The organism is Micromonospora sp. C81 (assembly GCF_018070425.1).
Classification (GTDB): Bacteria; Actinomycetota; Actinomycetes; order Mycobacteriales; family Micromonosporaceae; genus Micromonospora; species Micromonospora zamorensis.
In genome coordinates, this window is the sequence record NZ_JAGPXS010000012.1 from 1 (window position 1) to 19,677 (window position 19,677).

Annotated in this window: 15 protein-coding genes; 8 read left to right on the top strand and 7 right to left on the bottom strand. The window is 71.0% G+C overall.

Annotated elements, in window-relative coordinates:
* The first annotated feature begins 57 nt into the window (after positions 1-57).
* The gene (mmsA, locus tag KBX46_RS19825) at positions 58-1,596 is read left to right on the top strand and encodes a multiple monosaccharide ABC transporter ATP-binding protein (protein WP_088947126.1); all 1,539 of its coding nucleotides are present in this window, start codon (positions 58-60) and stop codon (positions 1,594-1,596) included.
* Positions 1,593-2,843, top strand: a complete 1,251-nt coding sequence (mmsB, locus tag KBX46_RS19830) for a multiple monosaccharide ABC transporter permease (RefSeq protein ID WP_088947127.1) — start codon at positions 1,593-1,595, stop codon at positions 2,841-2,843. Before mmsA ends, mmsB begins: the two co-directional genes overlap by 4 nt.
* Before the next feature lie 322 nt (positions 2,844-3,165).
* On the opposite strand, the gene KBX46_RS19835 is transcribed toward mmsB, so the two are convergent.
* Positions 3,166-4,542, bottom strand: coding sequence for a DNRLRE domain-containing protein (locus tag KBX46_RS19835; RefSeq protein ID WP_210793591.1), 1,377 nt, complete (start codon positions 4,540-4,542; stop codon positions 3,166-3,168).
* Positions 4,543-4,764: 222 nt separating this feature from the next.
* Between KBX46_RS19835 and KBX46_RS19840 the strand changes: the two genes are divergently transcribed.
* The gene (locus KBX46_RS19840; RefSeq protein ID WP_374224990.1) at positions 4,765-6,078 is read left to right on the top strand and encodes an MFS transporter; all 1,314 of its coding nucleotides are present in this window, start codon (positions 4,765-4,767) and stop codon (positions 6,076-6,078) included.
* The gene (locus tag KBX46_RS19845) at positions 6,075-7,058 is read left to right on the top strand and encodes a PD40 domain-containing protein (RefSeq protein ID WP_210793593.1); all 984 of its coding nucleotides are present in this window, start codon (positions 6,075-6,077) and stop codon (positions 7,056-7,058) included. Before KBX46_RS19840 ends, KBX46_RS19845 begins: the two co-directional genes overlap by 4 nt.
* A 48-nt stretch (positions 7,059-7,106) precedes the next feature.
* Here KBX46_RS19845 and KBX46_RS19850 read toward each other — a convergent pair whose 3' ends face one another.
* From KBX46_RS19850 to KBX46_RS19860, 3 genes are all read right to left on the bottom strand, one after another.
* Positions 7,107-8,045: an ABC transporter ATP-binding protein gene (locus tag KBX46_RS19850; RefSeq protein WP_247667846.1), complete on the bottom strand. Its 939-nt coding sequence runs from the start codon at positions 8,043-8,045 to the stop codon at positions 7,107-7,109.
* Positions 8,042-11,083, bottom strand: a complete 3,042-nt coding sequence (locus KBX46_RS19855) for an FtsX-like permease family protein (RefSeq protein WP_210793594.1) — start codon at positions 11,081-11,083, stop codon at positions 8,042-8,044. The genes KBX46_RS19850 and KBX46_RS19855 overlap by 4 nt, the downstream gene beginning before the upstream one ends.
* 78 nt (positions 11,084-11,161) lie before the next feature.
* Entirely contained in the window at positions 11,162-11,809 is a 648-nt protein-coding gene (locus tag KBX46_RS19860; RefSeq protein WP_210793595.1) for an ABC transporter ATP-binding protein, read from the bottom strand.
* A 274-nt stretch (positions 11,810-12,083) separates the two neighbouring features.
* Here KBX46_RS19860 and KBX46_RS19865 point away from each other — a divergent pair, with 274 nt between their 5' ends.
* The gene (locus KBX46_RS19865) at positions 12,084-13,250 is read left to right on the top strand and encodes a peptidoglycan DD-metalloendopeptidase family protein (protein WP_247667847.1); all 1,167 of its coding nucleotides are present in this window, start codon (positions 12,084-12,086) and stop codon (positions 13,248-13,250) included.
* Between the two features lie 64 nt (positions 13,251-13,314).
* A complete protein-coding gene (locus KBX46_RS32575) occupies positions 13,315-14,688 on the top strand; it encodes an N-acetylmuramoyl-L-alanine amidase (protein ID WP_247667848.1) in 1,374 nt (457 codons plus the stop codon).
* Positions 14,689-14,712: 24 nt separating this feature from the next.
* Here KBX46_RS32575 and KBX46_RS19875 read toward each other — a convergent pair whose 3' ends face one another.
* Genes KBX46_RS19875 through KBX46_RS19885 form a run of 3 tightly spaced genes read right to left on the bottom strand, consistent with a single transcriptional unit; the run spans position 14,713 to position 18,445 of the window.
* Positions 14,713-15,291 carry a TetR/AcrR family transcriptional regulator gene (locus KBX46_RS19875; protein ID WP_210793596.1) on the bottom strand — a complete coding sequence of 193 codons (579 nt, stop codon included), beginning with the start codon at positions 15,289-15,291 and terminating at the stop codon, positions 14,713-14,715.
* Positions 15,292-15,345: 54 nt separating this feature from the next.
* Positions 15,346-16,011, bottom strand: a complete 666-nt coding sequence (locus KBX46_RS19880; protein WP_210793597.1) for a hypothetical protein — start codon at positions 16,009-16,011, stop codon at positions 15,346-15,348.
* 28 nt (positions 16,012-16,039) lie between these two features.
* On the bottom strand, positions 16,040-18,445 hold the full coding sequence (locus tag KBX46_RS19885) for a PEP/pyruvate-binding domain-containing protein (protein ID WP_210793598.1): 2,406 nt from the start codon (positions 18,443-18,445) through the stop codon (positions 16,040-16,042).
* A gap of 118 nt (positions 18,446-18,563) precedes the next feature.
* On the opposite strand from KBX46_RS19885, the gene KBX46_RS19890 reads away from it, so the two are divergent.
* Positions 18,564-19,226 carry a M23 family metallopeptidase gene (locus KBX46_RS19890; protein ID WP_210793705.1) on the top strand — a complete coding sequence of 221 codons (663 nt, stop codon included), beginning with the start codon at positions 18,564-18,566 and terminating at the stop codon, positions 19,224-19,226.
* Between the two features lie 73 nt (positions 19,227-19,299).
* Positions 19,300-19,530 (top strand): DUF2188 domain-containing protein, encoded by a 231-nt coding sequence (locus KBX46_RS19895; RefSeq protein WP_088947139.1) that lies wholly within the window; start codon positions 19,300-19,302, stop codon positions 19,528-19,530.
* The last annotated feature ends 147 nt before the right edge of the window (positions 19,531-19,677 follow it).

Consider the following 19,677-nt stretch of genomic DNA (forward strand, 5'->3'; position numbering starts at 1 on the left):
CCGCGCCGCGCCCGACGCTGTGGTGTACCGCGTCCGACCTGACAGAGGACAGTGACCATGGACGACACCATCCTGGAGATGCGCCGCATCACCAAGACCTTCCCCGGCGTGACCGCGCTGGAGGACGTCACCCTCGCGGTGCGTCGCGGGGAGATCCACGCCATCTGCGGGGAGAACGGCGCCGGCAAGTCCACCCTGATGAAGGTGCTGTCCGGCGTCCACCCGTCCGGCTCGTACGACGGTGAGATCCTCTTCGACGGCAAACCGATGCAGTTCCGGGGCATTCGCGACAGCGAGGCCAACGGCATCGTCATCATCCACCAGGAGCTCGCCCTGGTGCCGTACCTGTCGATCGCGGAGAACATCTTCCTCGGCAACGAGCGGCGTGGCCGCAGCGGGCTCATCGACTGGAACTTCGCCAACGCCGAAGCGGCGAAGCTGCTGGCGTCCGTCGGGCTGCACGAGAACCCGGTCACCCCGGTCATCCAGCTCGGCGTCGGGAAGCAGCAGCTGGTGGAGATCGCCAAGGCGCTGTCGAAGAAGGTGCGCCTGCTCATCCTCGACGAGCCGACGGCCGCACTCAACGACATCGACTCGGCGCACCTGCTCGACCTGTTGCGGGCCCTCAAGGAGCAGGGCATCACCTGCATCATGATCTCGCACAAGCTCAACGAGATCACCGCCATCGCCGACTCGACCACCGTCATCCGGGACGGGCGCGCCGTGGAGACCCTGGACATGAAGTCCGACGAGGTGACCCAGCAGCGCATCATCCGGGGGATGGTCGGGCGCGACCTGGACAGCTTCTACCCCGACCGAGAGTCGTCCCCCGGCGAGGAGGTCCTCCGGATCGAGGACTGGACGGTGCGGCACCCGGTCCAGGACCGGAAGGTCGTCGAGGGCGTCGGCCTGTCCGTCCGCGCCGGCGAGGTCGTCGGCATCGCAGGTCTGATGGGCGCCGGGCGGACCGAGCTGGCGATGAGCGTGTTCGGTCGCTCGTACGGCCGTGACATCAGTGGCCGGCTGTTCGTGCGCGGGCGCGAGGTGCACGCGCGTACCGTCGCCGAGGCGATCGACAACGGCATCGCGTACGTCACCGAGGACCGCAAGCGGTACGGCCTCAACCTCATCGACGACGTCCGCCGTAATGTCTCCGCCGCCGCGTTGGACCGGTTGTCCAGGCTGGGCTGGGTGAACGGCAACGAGGAGATCAAGGTTGCCGAGGCGAGCCGCAAGGAGATGAACATCCGGACGCCGAGCGTCATGGCGGTGGTGGGCAAGCTCTCCGGCGGCAACCAGCAGAAGGTCGTGCTGTCGAAGTGGCTGTTCACCGACCCGGACGTGCTGATCCTCGACGAACCCACCCGAGGGATCGACGTCGGCGCCAAGTTCGAGATCTACACGATCATCAACCGGCTGGTGGCCGCCGGTAAGGCGGTGATCGTCATCTCCTCCGAGCTGCCGGAGCTGCTCGGGATGTGCGACCGCATCTACACCCTCGCCGCCGGCCGGATCACCGGTGAGATGCCGGTGGCCGAGGCGACTCAGGAGAGCCTCATGGAGCTGATGACCAAGGACAAGGAGCTCGTCGGATGACCAGCATCAAGACCCCTTCGACGGAGCGCCCGACGCCCCCGGACAGCACGCCCGCCGCCGCCCTGCACAGCGGGACGAGCGACCTGCGGGCGCTGGTGTTGAACAACCTGCGGCAGAGCGGGATCTACGTCGCGCTGGTCGTCATCGTCGGGCTCTTCGCGATCCTGACCGACGGGGTGCTGCTGAGCCCGGGCAACATCACCAACATCGTTCTCCAGTACTCGTACATCCTGGTGCTGGCGATCGGGATGGTCATCCTGATCATCGGCGGGCACATCGACCTGTCGGTCGGGTCGGTCGTCGCGCTGACCGGAGCGGTGTCCGCCGTCCTGGTGATCCAACAGGGCTACCCCTGGTGGGTGGGCGTCCTCGCCGCGCTCGCCGTCGGTGTCGCGGTCGGTGCCTGGCACGGCTTCTGGGTGGCGTACGCCGGCATCCCGGCGTTCATCGTGACCCTGGCCGGCATGCTGCTGTTCCGGGGCCTCACCCTGCGGGTGCTCGACAACATCTCGCTGTCGCCGTTCCCGTCGGAATACCAGCAGGTCGCGGCGGGCTTCCTCAACGGCCTGCTCGGCGGCAACGGTTTTGACGCCTTCACGCTGCTGATCGGTGCCGTCGCGGTGGCCGGTTACGCGGTGAGCGGCTTCCGCACCCGCGTGGCGCGGATCCGCTACCAGCAACCCGTCGAGTCGTTCCCGCTGTTCGTCGCCCGGGTCGTCGTGGTCGGCGCGGTCATCATGTACTTCGCCTGGCAGCTGGCGCACGCCCGTGGCCTGCCGATCGTGCTGATCATCCTCGCGGTCCTCGTGCTGGTCTACGGCCTGCTCACCCGGCGTACCGTCTTCGGCCGCCAGGTGTACGCGATCGGCGGCAACCTGTCGGCGGCGGCGCTGTCCGGCGTGAAGGTCCGGACCGTCAACTTCTGGATGTTCGTCAACATGGGCTTCCTGGCCGCGGTGGCCGGCGTCATCTACTCGTCGCGGTCGAACGGCGCCCAGCCCGCCGCCGGCAACATGTTCGAGCTGGACGCGATCGCCGCGGCCTTCATCGGCGGTGCGGCGGTCACTGGTGGTGTCGGCACCGTCGTGGGCGCGATGGTCGGTGGTCTGATCATGGCGGTGATGAGCAACGGCATGCAGCTGATGGGTATCGACCAGTCGACCCAGTCGGTGGTGAAGGGTCTCGTCCTGCTCGTCGCCGTCGCCTTCGACGTTTACAACAAGCGTCGGGCCGGCACGGCCCGCTGACGTCGCAACAGCACGACCGTGGCCCCTGCCCGCCTCCGCGGGCAGGGGCCACGCGTCAATGGGTGGTCCGTAGTCACCGTGCCCGCCTCGGCCCCGCGCCGGCGCCCGGCACGCTGGTTGAGGGCTTCCCGCGCCGATGCCTGAGCCGCCCCGCGGGGTGCACCCCATCTGTCGGTGGTCCTGTAGAGCTGCCCCATACCCGGGGCAGCTCGACAGGAGCCGGACACACCCAGGGCCTGCCAGGGAAGCGACACCGAAGCGCCGCAGGGTCGGGCGCGTGACGATCCCGCTGCGCCGCGGACGACGCAGCGGGATCACGCGGTCAGTGGCAGTTGCCGGTGCCGCTGTCGTTGTAGGTCTGCCCGGCCACCGGCACGAACTGCCAGTCGTAGCTGCCGGAGTGCAGGGTGAACTTCAGGACACCCCACGCCGAGCTGTTGCGCGCCTCGCTGTTGGGCTGGATGGTGCCGAAGCCGTAGTGGCTCGCACCGCCCATTCCGGCGACGAAGCTGCGCATGCCCCGGCTGGCGTCCGCGCCGCCGGAGGGGTTCATCGGCGCGAACCGTTCGTACACGTGGTTGTGCCCCCACACCACGACGTCGGCGTTGTGGTCGTAGAGCGCCTGGTACAGCGGACGCGTCGACGTCGACGGCGCGTGGTTGGAGCTGGACGTGAACAGCGGGTGGTGCCAGTACGCGAGCGTGCACGGCTTGCTGCTGGCGGCCAGGTCCGCGCGCAGCCACTGCTCCTGGGTCGAGCCGGCCGACATGCTGATGTTCGAGTTGAGCGACACGATGTGCCAGTTGCCGAGGTCGAACGAGTAGTAGCCGCGGCCGCTCGGGCCGGCGGACGTACCGAAGTAGTTGTAGTAGCCGGTCGCTCCCGACGTGTTGTAGTCGTGGTTGCCCGGCGACGGGCGGGTGCGCGTCTTGTGTCGACCCCAGGTGGGCTCGTAGTAGCTGCTGAACTGAGACGCGGTGCCGCTGTCGTAGACGTTGTCGCCGGTGGTGAAGACCGTCCCCGGGATGTTGTCGAGCAGCGTCGCGGTGGCGCTGTCGCCGGAACCCGAGTCGGCGATGTCGCCGGCGCCGACGAACACCGGGTCCCCGGACGGGGGTGGCGTGGTCCCGGTGGTGACCACCAGCTGCGGGGCGTCGGCCCCGCTCTCGCGGGTGTCGTAGTAGGCGCCGTCGCCGCTGGAGGAGGTCGCACCGAAGCTGTACGTGCCGTTGCCGGTGACCGCCGCCGTGACGTCGACCTCGTACCAGGTGTTGCCGCTGACCGCGCCGACCGTGCCGAGCGTGGCCCCGTCGATGGTCGGCTGGTTGTTCCAGGTGGTGCCGGTCTCGGACCACGTCGTGTTGGACATACGGCGGAACGTGCCACCGGCGTCGCTGCCGCTGTTGCCACTGATCGTGCGCAGTCGCAGCTTGGCGCCGGTCACCGTGCCGCTGACGCCGCTCACCGTGAAGCGCAGGAACGAGCGCCGCACCGGCGAGTTGTCGACCACGATCTGCGTTGACGTGCCGTAGTTGGTGGAGGCCGTGTCGCTCTGGACGTAGGTGTCGGCGACCGGCGTGAACGTCACGCTGGCCGCCGACGCCGCGACCGAGCCGGTGAGGACGACGGCGGCGCTGGCGACGACGAGCACCGCGGCCGTTGCCAGCGTCAGCGGTGGGCGGGCGAATCGAATGTCCATCCAGGACCCCTTCTCTGCGGGTGGAGAGCGCAAGGAATGTAGGAAGGCCGATGAACCGACGCACTGCCGCCAGATGAACAGTACGCTCAAACAGCGAAACTTCTCGATGTTTGTCACCTGTTCATCCGTCGCATGTCTGCGTGACGCCCACCGTCCCTTGCGGCCCCTCCGACCCGGTCGCCACGATGGCTGACCGTCAGTCGTCGACCCGAGGAGATGCTCGTGTACCTGTCGACCGTCTCCCGGCCGGCCGCCGAGGAACCCGGACCCGGACCCGGACCCGGACCACGGCGCCGGCGGTTCGCGTTGGTCAGCGGCAACGTCGTCGCACTGGGCACGGTCAGCCTGATCACCGACATCTCGGCCGAGATGGTGGCCGCCGTCCTGCCCCTCTATCTGGTGCTGGGCCTGCAACTCAGCCCGGTGGCCTTCGGCGTGCTCGACGGCGTCCACACCGGCGCCACCGCCCTGCTGCGGGTCGTCGGTGGCTTCGCCGCCGACCGGTTCCGGCGGCGCAAGCTGATCGCCGGCATCGGCTACACGCTCTCGGCGGTCGCGAAGCTCGGTCTGCTGCTCGCCGGCCGGTCGATACCGGCGATCGGCGCCGTCATCGCCGTCGACCGGCTCGGTAAGGGTTTACGCAGCGCGCCGCGCGACGCGCTGATCACGCTCTCCAGCCCACCCGAGGCGCTGGGTCGGGCGTTCGGGGTGCACCGGGCGATGGACAGCTTCGGGGCGTTCCTCGGACCGCTCGCCGCGTTCGCGGTCCTGCTGGTCGTCGGGCAGTCCTACGACGCGGTCTTCGTCACCAGCTTCTGCATCGCCGCCCTGGCCGTGGTCGTGCTCGTGCTCTTCGTCCGCGAGCGTCCGGCCGGTGAGCCGACGGAGCAGCCGAGCGACCGGACCGAGCAGCCGAGCGACCCGACGGTCTCCGTGCGCGAGGCGTTCGGTCTGCTGCGCGGCGGGCCCGCCCGCCGACTGGTGCTGGCCGCGGCGATGCTCGGGTTGGCCACCATCGGCGACGGCTTCGTCTATCTGTTGCTGCAACGCCGGGAAGACCTCGGTCTGCGCTGGTTTCCACTGCTCGCGGTGGGGACCAGCCTGGCCTACCTGCTGCTCGCCGCCCCGCTCGGCGTACTCGCCGACCGGATCGGCCGCCTGCCCGTGGTGATCGGCGGCTACGCCGCCCTCGGCGCGACGTACCTGCTGCTGGCCGGTCCAGTCGACGGTTGGCCCCTGATCGCGCTGACGCTGGCCCTGTACGGCGCGTTCTACGCGGCCACCGACGGCGTGCTCATCGCGCTCGCCGGCCCGGTGCTGCCGGCGCGGCTGCGGACCACAGGTATCGCGCTCGTGCAGACCGGGCAGGCACTGGCGTACCTCGTCTCCTCCGTCCTGTTCGGTCTCGCCTGGCAGGCGTGGGGACCGGAGAACGCGATCCGCGCGGCGGCCGTCGCCGTCGCCGGGGTCCTGGTCGGCACGCTCCTCCTGCTGGCCTCCCCGTCCCGCCTGATCACCCGGAAGGTGCCCCGATGACCGTGATGTCGACCCGAGCCAAGATCGGTGTGGTGGTCGCCTCGGCCGTGCTGCTGGGCAGTGTGGCGGCCGGCTATGTGGCCATGGCGGCGGAACCTGCCCCACCGCCGCCTCCCGCCGCCGGCGACCAGGCGGTCACCCTGACACCCGGCCCGCGCCTGTTGGCGATCACCGACCGGTACGTGTCCACCGTCGCGACGGCCGACCCCGCCGGATCGCGTACGGTCTCCGGCCTGGAATGCCTCCGGGTGTACGCCGCCGCCGGCACCGGTGTCTGCCTGAAGCCGGAGACCGCGTGGTCGTACCGGATGGTCGTGCTCGACGCGGCGCTGCGCGAGACGCGGGCGATCAGCGTGCCGGGCCTGCCGAACCGGGCCCGGGTCTCGGCTTCCGGCCGGATGGTCTCCTGGACGACGTTCGTCGGTGGCGACTCCTACACCTCCAGTGGCTTCTCCACCCGCACCGGCATCCTCGACACCACCACCGGCGCCACGGTGGCCTCGCTCGAGGAGTTCGCGATCACCCGGGACGGCCGGAGCTACCGCCACCCGGACGTCAACTACTGGGGTGTCACCTTCACCGCCGACGACAACCGCTTCTACGCGACCATGTCGACCGGGGGCAGGAGGTATCTCGTGCGGGGTGACCTCGCGGCCCGTACGGTCGAGACGCTGAAGGAGAACGTTGAGTGCCCGTCGCTGTCACCGGACGGCACCCGGCTCGCGTTCAAGGAGGCGATCGACGCCGACCCGGCGAAGGGTTGGCGTCTCTCGGTCCTCGACCTGGCGACCATGCGGGTCACCGCGACGGCCGAGACGACAAGCGTCGACGACCAGGCGGCCTGGCTCGACGACACCACGCTGGCCTACACGTTGCGGCAGAGCGACGGCCGCCCGGACGTGTGGAGCGTCCCGGCCGACGGGTCAGGGGCACCGAAGCTAGTGATCCCCGGGGCCGAGTCGCCGTCCCCACTCACCTGACGGAACGTGCTGCACCGACGACAACGACGGCAACGCGTTCAACCAGGTTCAGACGGCGTGGTCAGGCTCGCCGCTGGCGCTGGCCACTCCGTCGTCTCCGCCGAGGGACGACGGGGCGGCCACGGCACGCAGAGTGATCGACTCATCGTTGTGGTCGACCTCGAACAACGTCCCGGCCGGGAAGGCCGCCGACGTCTCGGGCGGCAACTGGATCGTCCCGTCACCGGCCACCACGGCGAAGTCCCGGCCGTTACGCCCCTCGGCGCCGACCCGGCCGTCGCGGATGGTGACCGCTCGGCCGAGTTGGGCGCCCACCTCGCCGTCGTGGGTCACCACGACCACTGTGGTGCCCCGCTCCGCGTTGACCGTGGCCAGCGCCGCGAGCACCTCGTCGCGACCGGCCACGTCGAGCTGACTGGTCGGCTCGTCGACCAGGAGCAGGCCGGGCCCGGCGGCGAGCCCCTGCGCCAGAGCGGCCCGCTGGCGCTGCCCCGGGGTCAGGTCGCTCACCCGCCGTGTGGCGGCACCGGCGAGACCGACCAGGTCCAGGATCGCCTCCGGTGGGTCGAGCCGGCGTCCGGCGAGGCGCGCTGCGGGTCGCTGTGCCAGCCAGATGTTGCGGGACAGCGACAGGTACGGCAGCAGGTTGCGTTCGGCGCCCTGGAGCACAGTGCCGACGGTGGCCCCGCGCAGGGCGGCCAGGCCCTTGGACGAGAGTCGGGACAACTCGTGGTCGCCGACGTAGACCCGCCCGGCGGAGGGTTGCATGAGCCCACCGAGGATGGCCACCAACGTGGACTTGCCGGAGCCGGACGGACCCACCAGCGCCAGCATCTCGCCGGCTGCGATGTTGAGGTCCACGCCGGAGAGCGCGACGACGTCACCGGTGGCGGTGGGGTAGATGTGGATCAGCCGGTGGCAGGTGACGGCGACACCCCCGGCCGGCTGTGCGGCGGTCATCGGCTCGTCCTGCCGCGCGGCGGTCATCGACCGCTCCGGCGGCGCACCGAGGCGGCGACGATCCGACCGAGCACGACAGCCGTGAGGGCGAACAGGATGACGGCCGGCACCGCGAACAACAGCAGCCGGCCGACGTCCGGCCAGTCGGGTAACGGGACCGGTGAGCGGCCGTCACTGAACAGACGCTGCCCGCCCCGGGTGAGGAGCCAGATCACCAGGGTGACGAGAGCACCCGACCCCACCGCGAACACGACCGGCCACCCGTAGCCGCCACGCACGGCGCGTGGTGGCAACCCCTGCCGCCGGAGCGCCACCAGCATGGCCACCCGGGTGCGTTGCTCGGCGGAGGCCGTCGCCACCATGCCGGCCGCCCCGATCAGCACCCCGGCCAGCGCGGCGAACACGTTGAAGCGCAGCGCCAACGCCGCTCCCTGCCGATCGAAATCCTCTCGTACCTGGGTGATCGTCTTCTCACCTCGCACGACCAGGCCCTGTGCGCGAAGCCGGTCGAGGACGTCGGCGGGAGCCGAGGGCGCCAACCAGACCTCCTCGTTGCCGTTCTGACTGGCGACGGCGAGTCGGTCCGCGTACTCCAGGTCGACGATCAGACCGGAGCCACCGAGCCGCGGCAGGCGGTCGGCCAGGCCTCGCACCGACCCGTTGGTCGGCGTCCCGTCGACACCGTCGTACGGATGAGACCCGCCGAGCCCTGTCCCCTTCGACCGGGTCAGGTAGACGGGCAGCGGGAACGGCGCATCGGCGACACCGACGCCGGCCGGCCTTGCCCGTCGGTTTTCCGAGATCTCGAGGACCAGCGCCGCCTTCGTTCCGCTCGCGGCGCCGAGAGACGTCTCAACCGGATCGAGCAGCCGCCACCGTCGCGGATCGGCGAGCTGTGCGCCGGTCAGCACGACAGTCTCGCCTCCGCCGTCGGCTTCGGCGGTGCGCAGCTCCTCGAACTGGACCGTGAGCTGCCGGACCACCACGGGAGCGTCAATCTCGATCTTGACCAGCCGGCATCCCTGCGCGCACTCGGGCACCTGGAGGACGTAATCCTTGCGGCCGGGCCGGATGTCGTCGCGGGAGGGGAGCACCACCCGGGTCCCGTTCCTTCCGGAGATCGTGATCGCCAGGCGGACCCGATTTCCGGCGAAGGCCTCAGCGCCGAAGTCGGCGGAGAGCGCCATGATGAGCTGTCGACCCCGCAGCTGCACGGGTGCCCCCGGTGCGGGCGGGTGGATGTCTCGGGCGATGTCCGCCAGGGACACGCCGTAGGACGGATGCGGCGCGGCCACCGTCGCCAGCCGGTCGGAGTCCACGGCCAACAGCGGCGTGCCGGCCACGTCAGGCGAACCCGACACCACGGCGGCCATCGCGAATGTGCCCTCGGGATCGACCGCCCGCACGGCTGTCAACAGGTGTGAACGGGAGGTCGCGTCGACCTCGACGACGCGGGGCGCACCGACCTCGACCGCCGCCCGGTCGCGGTAGGCAGCCGAGGCGACCTCACTCGTCGCGACGGTGAAGGCGAGCATTGCGACGACAACGGTGAGCAGGGCGATCAGGGGTCGGAACCGCGGTTGCCGGGCCACCTGCACCAGGGCGAGGCCGACCGCCGTCCGGCCGCGCAGGAGCAGCTGCGCACCCACCGCGGCTCCGGCGATCATCGCGACCCGCGCCAGCAGCACACCTGCGGCGAGCGCTCCGGCGACCGGCGCCACCAGCGCGAGGCCGCTGGGCGAGCCGCCGGAGCGTAACTGCACCACGGCGGCTACAGCGATGGACACCGCGACGACGTCACCGATGGTCGCCCGCCATCCTCGTACCCGTGCCGGCACCCGGCGCAGCAGGTCGACGACCGGCGCGGACATCATCCGAGCCTGGGCCAGCAGCACCGCGGCGAGTGCGCCGACGGCGCCGATGGTGGCGAATCCGATCGTGGTCGCGTCCACCGCGACGTCGGCGTGGGCCGGGAGGGTGTGCGCGGCGAGCAGTTTGGCAGCGGCCAGACCGGCCAGGCAGCCGAGGGGAATCGCGACCAGCACGGGCACGGTGTGCTCGCCGATCGCCAGCGCCCACAGTCGTCGGCGCTGCACCCCACGGAGCAGGAGCAGGCCCTGCTCCGGTCGCCGCTGGTCGGCCGCCGACGCAACAGCGACGAAGAGGACCAGCCAGCAGAGCAGGACGAGCAGCCCCGCGCCCAGCGTCACGCCGTCGGCCAGTTGCCCGCGTTGCAGCGTGACGCGGTCCAACAGACTGGGCAGGGTGGTGCCGGCGCCGAAACCCTCACGCTCCCCGTCGCGCTGCAGCACCGCGATCGCCGCCTGCAGGTCCTCTATCGATCGGTTGTCCAGCAACTGCTCGGTGGCGTAGAGATCGGCCGTCGACCGGAAAAGGATCACCTGCTCGTCGACGAGGGGCGAGGACTCGGCGCTGAAGATGGCGTCCTCGGCGCTGCCCGGAATCGACGTGCTGGTCGAGTCCGCCGGGGGTGGCCGGATGAACTCCTCGCCAAGCCAGAAGGGGTCCTTCACGTCCAGCGGCTGGTAGATGCCGGTCACCCGCACCGGCGCCGCGCCGAACGTGAACTGATCCCCGACGGCGACACCGAGCCGCGACGCGGTGTGCGTGCTGACCATGACCTCGGGGAGCTGACCCCTCGATGTGGCCCGGGGGCATGCGCCGGTCATGGTGACGCGTTCGCAGACCCCCGCCCGATAGGTCAGGTTCGAGGTCACCGTGCCGGCACGACCGGTGGCGACACCGCCACTCTGGGCGCCCAGGACGACGTCGAAACCGGCCGGCGTCAACTGCCGGACCTTGCCGGCGAACACCGTCCTGGTGGGATCGCCGGGCATCCCCGGATATTCGACGGGATCGGCGAGTCGCATCCGAAGCTCGTTCGGCTGCGCGGTGGACAGTTCGTAGCGCCACAGGGCCTGCCCGGCCGCGGCGACGTAGGTCGGTGCGGCCGCTGCGGCGGCGCTGGCGAGCACCGCGAGCAGCAGCACGGCCATGGCCTGTGCACGGCGGGCCGCGATCGCGCCCCAGATGACGGTCAGCATCAACGCCGACGGTATTGACTCCGCCGCCGGCCCGCTGCCCCGTGCGGGTGGACTGAGACCTGCCGGTTATTCGGGGCCTCAGTCGCGCAGGATCTCCGCCCGACCCTCGACGAGGTGCAGCTCCGCTTCGCAGGCGGCGGCCACCTCCGGGTCGTGGGTGGCGAACACGACGGCGGCACCCCGGCGTGCCTCGTCGTGCAGCAGATCCAGAACCCGCTGCCGATTGCCCGCGTCCAGTTCGCTGGTCACCTCGTCGGCCAGCAGCACGCCGCCGCGCAGCGCCAGACCGCGAGCGATGGCCGTGCGCTGCTGCTGACCGCCGGACAGCTCCTCGACCAACTGGTCGGCCTGGCCGGCGAGACCCAGCCGATCCAACATCGCTGCGGTCTGCTGGCGGGCCTCCGGCGCTGCCACACCGCTGGCGACCAGTGCCACCTGGAGGTTTTCGGTCGCGGTCAGGATCGGGGCCAGACCGTTGTCCTGCGGGACGAGGACGATCCGCTGCGCAACCGCGTGATCACGGTCGCGGAGCGCCTGCCCGTCGACAGTCACTGTGCCGTCTCGTGGGCGCAGCAGCCCGGCCATCGCGTTGAGCAGGGTGGTCTTGCCGGCACCCGACGAACCGGTCAACGCCAGCACCCGACCCGGACGGACCGTCACCGACACGTCCCGGAGGACGGCCGGCGCGTCGCCGTAGCCGACCAATACCCGTTGAAGAGTCAACATCTGCGCTCGCCCCCTCCGGTATCGGCGTTCCGCACAGTGCCACGCCCGACCGGATCGCGCAATCCTCGTCCACGGGCCGTGCAGTGCGCCAAACCGGCCCGCACGGGCGCGAATCCAGGGATGTAGAAAACCTTCGATGGGTGCGTTGACTTCGACGATTTGCTACATAACAATCAGCGTCAATATCGACGGTTGTCTCTCGGTTGTCATCCGGAAGGAGGGCACCCGTGGCGGAAACCGGCGGCCCGAAAACCCATCCGAGAGTGAGGCCACGATGAGACACGGTCGACGACTGGTCGGCGGCACAGCCGCGGCCCTGTTGATGGTCACGAGCCTGATCGGGGCGGCGCCCAGCGCCTCGGCTGCGGCTGTCACCCCCGCGCTCACCGCCGCGGTGACCGCCAAGCTGCTCGGCTCCTCCCAGCTGTCCACGGCCGACGCGCGACCGGAAACCCGGATCACCGTCAGCCGCACCAGCGGCCGCTGGGCGTTCGGCACCGCTGTCGCTCTCGCGCCCCGACAGGAGGACGCCCACCCGACCGGGTCGATCTTCCTCGCCCGGTCCGAGTCCGCCGGGTGGCGGATCGCCTTCGACGGCGAGGCCGCCTTCGGCGAACTGGCCGCCGAGTCGCCCCTCATGACGGGTCAGGAGAGGAGCGTGCTTACCACCACGCCGGCCCCGATGTACGCGGGCGGCGACTACCGGACCGGGATGGCCCTGCCGTTCGGCGTCGGCCAGACGTGGACGCTCACCAGCGGCCCGCACGGCTGGGGCGGAAGCGAGTCGCCGTACAGCTCGGTCGACCTGGCCGGCGGCGACCAGGTGGTCCGCGCGGCCCGGGCCGGAACGGCGTACACGATGTGCCAGGGGTGGATCCGGGTCATCCACGACCGGGGCTACTCGACCGACTACTACCACCTGTGGAACAGCATCTCCGTCAACGGCGCAGGTGTCGGCCAGGGTGCGGTCCTCGGCAACACCGGCACCGACGTGACGTGCGGCGGCGCGGCCTACGGCCGGCACGTCCACTTCGGACTTCGGCAGAACAGCGCGTACGTCCCGATCGCCGGCCACGACATCGGCAAGTGGGTGCTGGCCAACGGCGCCGCCGCCTACCAAGGCGGGGCGCGGCACGGGTCGGCCTGGGCCGGTGCCGGAGCGGGCCTCTACAACTACGGCGCGCTCGGCTTCAACCAGGGGGTGGTCGACGCGAACGGCGGCGGGGTGCTCACCCGACGGGCCGGGCCGGGAACCGGCTACGGCTCGCTCGGCTCGGTCGCCGACGGCGCCACCGTCACCATCTCCTGCTCCGCCAACGGCACCTCCCACACCGGGCGGTACGGCACCACGGCGCTCTGGAACCGGTTGAGCGACGGCAGTTGGGTTTCCGACGCCTACCTGTCGACCGGTGTGAACGGTCCGATCAACGGCTGGTGCTGACGAGTTCGACCACCGAGGTTGGCGGCTGACCGGCCGCCAACCTCAGTCACCGCAAGGAGAGCTGATGCCCGTTCGAAGCTTCCACCGAGGCCGGTTCCTGCTCGCCCTGACCACCGCCCTGACCGGAGTCGTCGCGGTCGCGTCACCGGCCGTCGCGGATCCCGCTGGCACGCCAGTGACGGCCGCCCCACTGGCCGTCGCGTTCGACACCGCCGCCACCCGGTACGACGTTCCGCGCGACCTCCTGGTGGCGCTGGGCTACGCCGAGTCGCGGCTGGAGATGCACGCCAGCACACCGAGCGCGGCGGGCGGCCACGGGCTGATGCACCTGGCGAGCAACCCCGGGGTGCGCACCCTGGACGAGGCTGCCACGCTCACCCGGCTCAGCCCGGCCGCGCTGCGTACCGAACCCACAGCGAACGTGCTCGGGGCGGCTGCCGTCCTGCGCTCGTACGCCGATCAGGCGGGCCTCACCGCCGCCGCGCGCGACGACGTGAACGGTTGGTTCGGGCCGGTCGCCCGGTACGGCGGCGCCAGCGAGCCGTCGGTCGCGCGGCTCTACGCGGACACCGTCTACGACCTGCTGCGTGCCGGTTTCACCGGGCGCGGCGAGGCGGTGGCCGGGCGGCCGGTAGCGCCCCGGCGAGGTGGCCTGGAGCGGGCCGCCGTGCTCGGCGGGATCGGCACCCTCAGCACCGACTACGGGCCGGCCGCGTGGGCGCCGGCCAGCACGAGCAACTACACAGTGGCCAGTCGACCGGGCAGCCACCCGGTCACCCGCATCGTCATCCACATGACGCAGGGCTCGTACGCCGGCGCTGTCAGCTGGTTCCAGAACCCGGCGGCAAAGGCCAGCGCGCACTACACCTTCCGCTCGTCCGACGGGGCCGTCACCCAGTCGGTGCGGGAGAAGGACATCGCCTGGCACGCCGGCAACTGGACCTACAACACCGAGTCGATCGGCATCGAGCACGAGGGGTTCGTCGACAACCCCGCCTGGTTCACCGACGCGATGTACCGCGCCTCGGCCGCGCTCACCCGGAGCCTCACCACGAAGTACGGCATAACCAGGGACCGGGCGCACATCATCGCCCACCGTGAGGTGCCCGGCGCCACCCACACCGACCCGGGCCCGAACTGGAACTGGACCTACTACATGCAGTTGGTGAACGGGGTCACCGGCATCGGCTCCGGCACGGTGAACACCGAGGCGTCCAGCCTCAACGTGCGCTCCGGCCCCGGTGCCAGCTATCCGGTCGTCGGCTCGGTCGCCGACGGCGCCACCGTCTCCGTCTACTGCCAGGCTGTCGGTAGCACGGTCACCGGCCCGTACGGCACGACCGCCGTCTGGAACCGGATCGGCACCAACCGCTACGTCTCCGACGCCTTCGTGCTGACCGGCTACGACGGGTACATCCCGAACGTGCCGCGCTGCTGAGGGCACACCTACGACCGCGACCGCTCAGGCGGCCGCCGACGAGCCGAAGAGCAGGTCCAGCTGGGCGTCCAGCGCGTCCAGCGCCTGCTCGGCGGTGTACTGCCCGCCCAGCAGATAGAGGCCCAGCCCCTCCATCAGCGCGAGCAGGCCGGCCGCCTCGGCGGCGTCTCCGGTGGGTAGGACGCTGGCGATGAAACCGGTCAGCTGCATGGTGTCGGCGCGCAGACCGGTCGCGGACGCCGGTCGTACCGCTGTGTAGGCGAGGAATGCCAGCGCCACCCGCCCGTCGTCACGGGTCCGGTCGTCGAGCGGCAACAGCGCGGCGATCATCGTGCGCAGCAGCAGCCGGGGGGCGGGGTTCTCGCCCAGGCGCGCCAGGGCCTCGGTGACCCGGATCTGGCCGCGTTCGCGGACCACCGCCATCGCGAACGCCATCATCTCGTCCTTGGTCCGGAAGTAGTGCTGGACCATGCCCGCGGACACGCCGGCCTCGGCAGCAACGTGACGGAGGCTGACGGCCTCCAGGCCCTGATCCGCGGCGACCCGCATCAGCGCGTCCGCGATGAGGGTGCGTCGCTCCTGGTGATCGACCTTCTTGGGCATGGCCTCGATCGTTTCACAATGGGTGACCCGGACACCCCGCCGGCGCGGCGGCGGTCACCGGCTGACGGTGGTGCTCGCGGGGGCGCCGCGCGCGCTCCGCAGGAGGCCGTCCGGGTCGTCGGCGTACAGCCGCAGCTCGTCCACGGGCGTGGACCCGGTCTTCGCCAGGTCGACGGTCAACGGCCGGCGCAGCAGGACGTCGATGCTCGTCTGGCTGCCGACGGAGACGGACACCACCCGACGGTCGCCTTCCTGCTCGACCTGCACCGACCTGCTCGACGGCAGCGAGCGGTGACGCTTGCGCAGGGCCTCGACGTCGGTCCACGGGATGAAGATGTCGATGCCCGAGCTGAGCCGCACCCGCAGACCCCGGTCGCCCACGATGTGCGGGTGGATCGTCATGCTGGCGAACAGCCCGATCATCCAGAGCAGACCCCAGATGCCGAGGCCGAGCACGATCCAACGGGCGGGCCGCCACGGCACCACGTGGGTGACGACGACATCGAAGATGGGGATCTCCACGACCGACAGGCCGATGAAGATGCCCAGGATCGGCTTGACCACGCCGAGGTAGCCGAACGGCTCGTCGCCGCGCTCCAGCGGCAGGGGGCGGCGCCGGGCCCAGACGTACAGGCTGCGCCAGGTCGCGGCCTCGGCCTGGGCCGCCCGGCGCAGCAGCGGGCCCACCCGCGCCCTGGTCGGTGCCGTCGTGTCGGTCATGGTCGTCCTTCTCGGTAGGTGCCGACGGTCAGTGGACCGTGATGGTGCCGGCGCCACCGTCCACGGTGACGAGCTGTCCCGTGGAGATCGTCCGGGTGGCGTCCGGTACGCAGATGACGGCGGGAATGCCGTACTCGCGGGCCACCGTCGGTCCGTGCGCCATGATCGCGCCGGTCTCGGTGACCAGCGCCGCGGCGGTGAGGAAGAGCGGGGTCCAGCCGGGGTCCGTGGTCGCGGCCACCAGGACGTCGCCCGGCTCGATGTGGGCGGTGCCCGGATCGTGGACGACCCGGGCCGGGCCGGTCACCCGGCCCGCCGACGCGCCCACGCCGGCGAGCGTCCCGTCGCCGGCGGGCCGCGCCGGCAGCACGGTCTCCACGTCCGTGCCGTCGGAGAGCAGCGCCACCGGCACCGTCCTGCGACGCAACTCCCGGCGGTGCACCGCCCGTCGGGCGGTCACGGTCCCGCGCGGATCCACACCCTGGTGTACGGCGGCGTGCACCTCGTCGAGGGTCAGGAACATGATGTCGTCGGGCTGGTCCAGCAATCCCGAGCCGTGCAGGTCGGCGCCGATGAGCAGCAGTTGGCGGCGCGTCTCGCGCAGCGGGTACAGCCCGGCGAACTTGCCGGCCTCGCGCAGGCCGGCCAACGACCGCGCCCGGCGCAGCAGGAAGCCGGCGATGCGGCCCCGCACCGGGCGCCGACGGCGGGCTCGCGCGACCAGTGCCGTCAGCGACGCCTCCGCTGTGGCGGCGGCCCGCTGGAAGCGCTGGTCGGGCCCCTGCCGCGGATCGGTAACCCGCAGGTAGTTGGCGACCGCGGCGAACACCGGCGTGGGGTCCTCCGCCCAGCGCGGCACGCCGAGGTCGACTTCGGCGACGCCCCGGTGACCGTAGACGTCGAGGAAGGTGGTCATGCCGATGTCGGGCAGCGTTCCGCGCAGGTGGCGCGTGGCCAGCTCGGCCGGCGGGGTGTCGAGGAGGAGCTGACGGTGGTCGCCCGCGCCCTGGGCGAGCCGCCACAGGGCCAGGTCCATCTCGATGGTGACGTTGTGCGGCATGCCGCCCAGCACGGTGTGGATCTCGTGCGGGCCGGCGACGCCCTTGAGCAGCGCGGTCGGCAGCGCGGCGGCGAGCATCCCCGCCACGATCGGCCACATGATGGCGTCGGCGCTGTCGTCGGAGTCCTGCGCCTGCACGAAGCGCAACCGGTCGGCGGCGGTCCGCAGATCGGCGGGGGCGGCTGACCGTACCCTCATCTGCTCGATCGCCTCGAACATGCGGATCCGTGCTGCCTCCGGGCGGGCCAGAGCCCGCAGGATCCCCACCACCGCGCGGCCGGCCGTCCGCAGCGACGCGGCACCCTGTGCCCCACCGCGCCGGGCCCCGCCGCTGGTCGGGGCGAACCGGGGGTCCGCCAGCACGTGCTGCATCACCGCCTGGGCGCGCGGCCCGAAGTCGACCGCCAGGAGCTTCACCAGTCGCCTGCGGGACGACCTGTCTCGCGCCAGGTCGCTCAGGTCGCCGTAGAGCCGGCCACCGATGTCGACGATGTCGACCCGCACGCCGAGCGCGGCGAGCATCGCGGCGATCTGCGTCCGCAGTGTCGACATGCCCATCGGGGTGACCGGTTGCAGCATGCCCTGGACGTGACCGAACTCCAGGTAGACCCGGGGGAGAGGCTCCCCGGTCCGTGGTGGGAGGGGGAACAGGCTGGTGATCGGCCGGGACTGCAGCAGCCACAGGACGTCGTCGGCGTCGATCGCCCACTCCACGTCCTGGGGGGAGCCGAAGTGGGCCTGCAACCGCTCGCCAGTGGCCCGCAGCTCGGCCAGGTGGGCGGACGTCAGGCATCCCGTGTCGTCGTCTCGTGGGACGCCGTCGAGGACGTAGTGGTCGACGGTCGCTGCGCCGTCCACCACGGTCGTCCCGAGGCCGGCAGCGGCGTCGACCGCCATCTCGTCGCGACGCCCGGTCAGCGGGTTCGCGGTGAACAGCACCCCCGCCACCGTGGGCGTGATCATGCGTTGCACGACGACGGCCATCCGCACCGTCTGATGAACGATCTGGCGGGCGTCGCGGTAGGCGGTCGCCCGGTCGCTGTGCAGCGAATCCCAGCAGGTCTCGATGGCGGCGATCAGCTCGGTGGTGCCCGTGACGTTGAGGACGGTGTCCTGCTGCCCGGCGAAGCTGGCGTCGGGCAGGTCCTCCGCGGTGGCGCTGGAGCGCACCGCCACCGGGCCCGCCCCGAGCCGCTCGTAGGCGGCGACGACCTCGGCCGTCGGGATGACGCCGAGTCGGTGGGCCTCGGTGGTGACGCAGAAGCCCTCGGGGACCCGTTCACCGCGCCGGATCAGCTCACCCAACCCGGCGGCCTTGCCCCCGACCAGGTCGAGCATCTGGGTGGTCGCCTCGGACAACGCGATCACGTGCATGGGGCCCACTCTCGTTGCAATACGACTGCATTGCATCTGACCGTACCCCCTTCACGATGCGACTGCAATGTCTCCTTCGGTCGGGCGGCCGGGAGCGGAAGCGTTGCCGGCGTCTGCCATGCTCGGGCCGGTGACGACCGGCCGCCCCGACACAGCCCGCACCCACCGCCGCCCTCGAAACCGCACTGTCCGGGTTCTCCTTGCGCTCGTCGCGGTGGCGGCCGTTCTCGGCGTCGCGCTGGTCGTGGTGCCGATGCTGCGACCGGCGGGTCCGCGCCCGCTCTTCCAGATGCCGGTCAGCTGCGGCGAGACGTGGCAACTGGGCACCTACCCCGGCCACGACGACTACGACGTCGACCTGTTCCCCACCGAGGGCGAGGCGTGGGGGCGGCCGGTGCTCGCGTCGTACGCCGGCACCGTCACGGTGGCGGGCATCAACGGCTCGCTCGGTGGCCGTACCCCGGACAATCCCGACGGCCCACGGGGGCGGGGTGGCGGTTACTGGGTGAAGATCGACCACGGCGGCAAGTGGGAGACGCAGTACCTGCACATGCTCGAACCACCGCTGGTCGAGGTCGGTCAGAAGGTCGCCCAGGGTGAGCAGATCGGGCGGCTCGGCAGCACCGGCAACTCCGGCGCGCCGCACCTGCACTATGAGCAGCGACGCGGCTGGGACAAGGTGGAGACCCACTTCGACGGGGTGCCGTCGACCGTCACCACCGACGACCGCGAATACACGGTCAAGCGGACGAGCAACAACTGCCCTGCGGCCGTCTCCTGAGGACGGCAGTTTGCCCCGGTGTGCCTGGGGGCACTGATTCGGGAGACATTCAGACGCGGGAAGGGAGCCGGCCATGGCCAAGGGTGACGTCGATACCTACCAAGAGGACGGGCAGTGGAAGAACAAGCCGGAGGGCAACGAGCGGGCCAGCAGCACGCATGACGTGAAGGCCGACGCGCAGGCGCAGGGCCGCGAGATGGCCGCCGACCGTGGCGTCGAACACGTGATCAAGAAGCAGGACGGCACGATCGGGGAGAAGAACACCTACCCCCGCAGTCGTGACCCCCGTGACATCGAGGGCTGACACAGCTCGCTTTTCGTCCACTGACCTCCTCGGCATCGCCGAGGAGGTCAGTTGGCTTTCACGGCCTGTTGGTCGCCGCTGGGTCGTCCGGCCATCTCCGTCGTACGGGAAATATGGGCGTTTTGGGGGGATATAGTCCAGAACGGG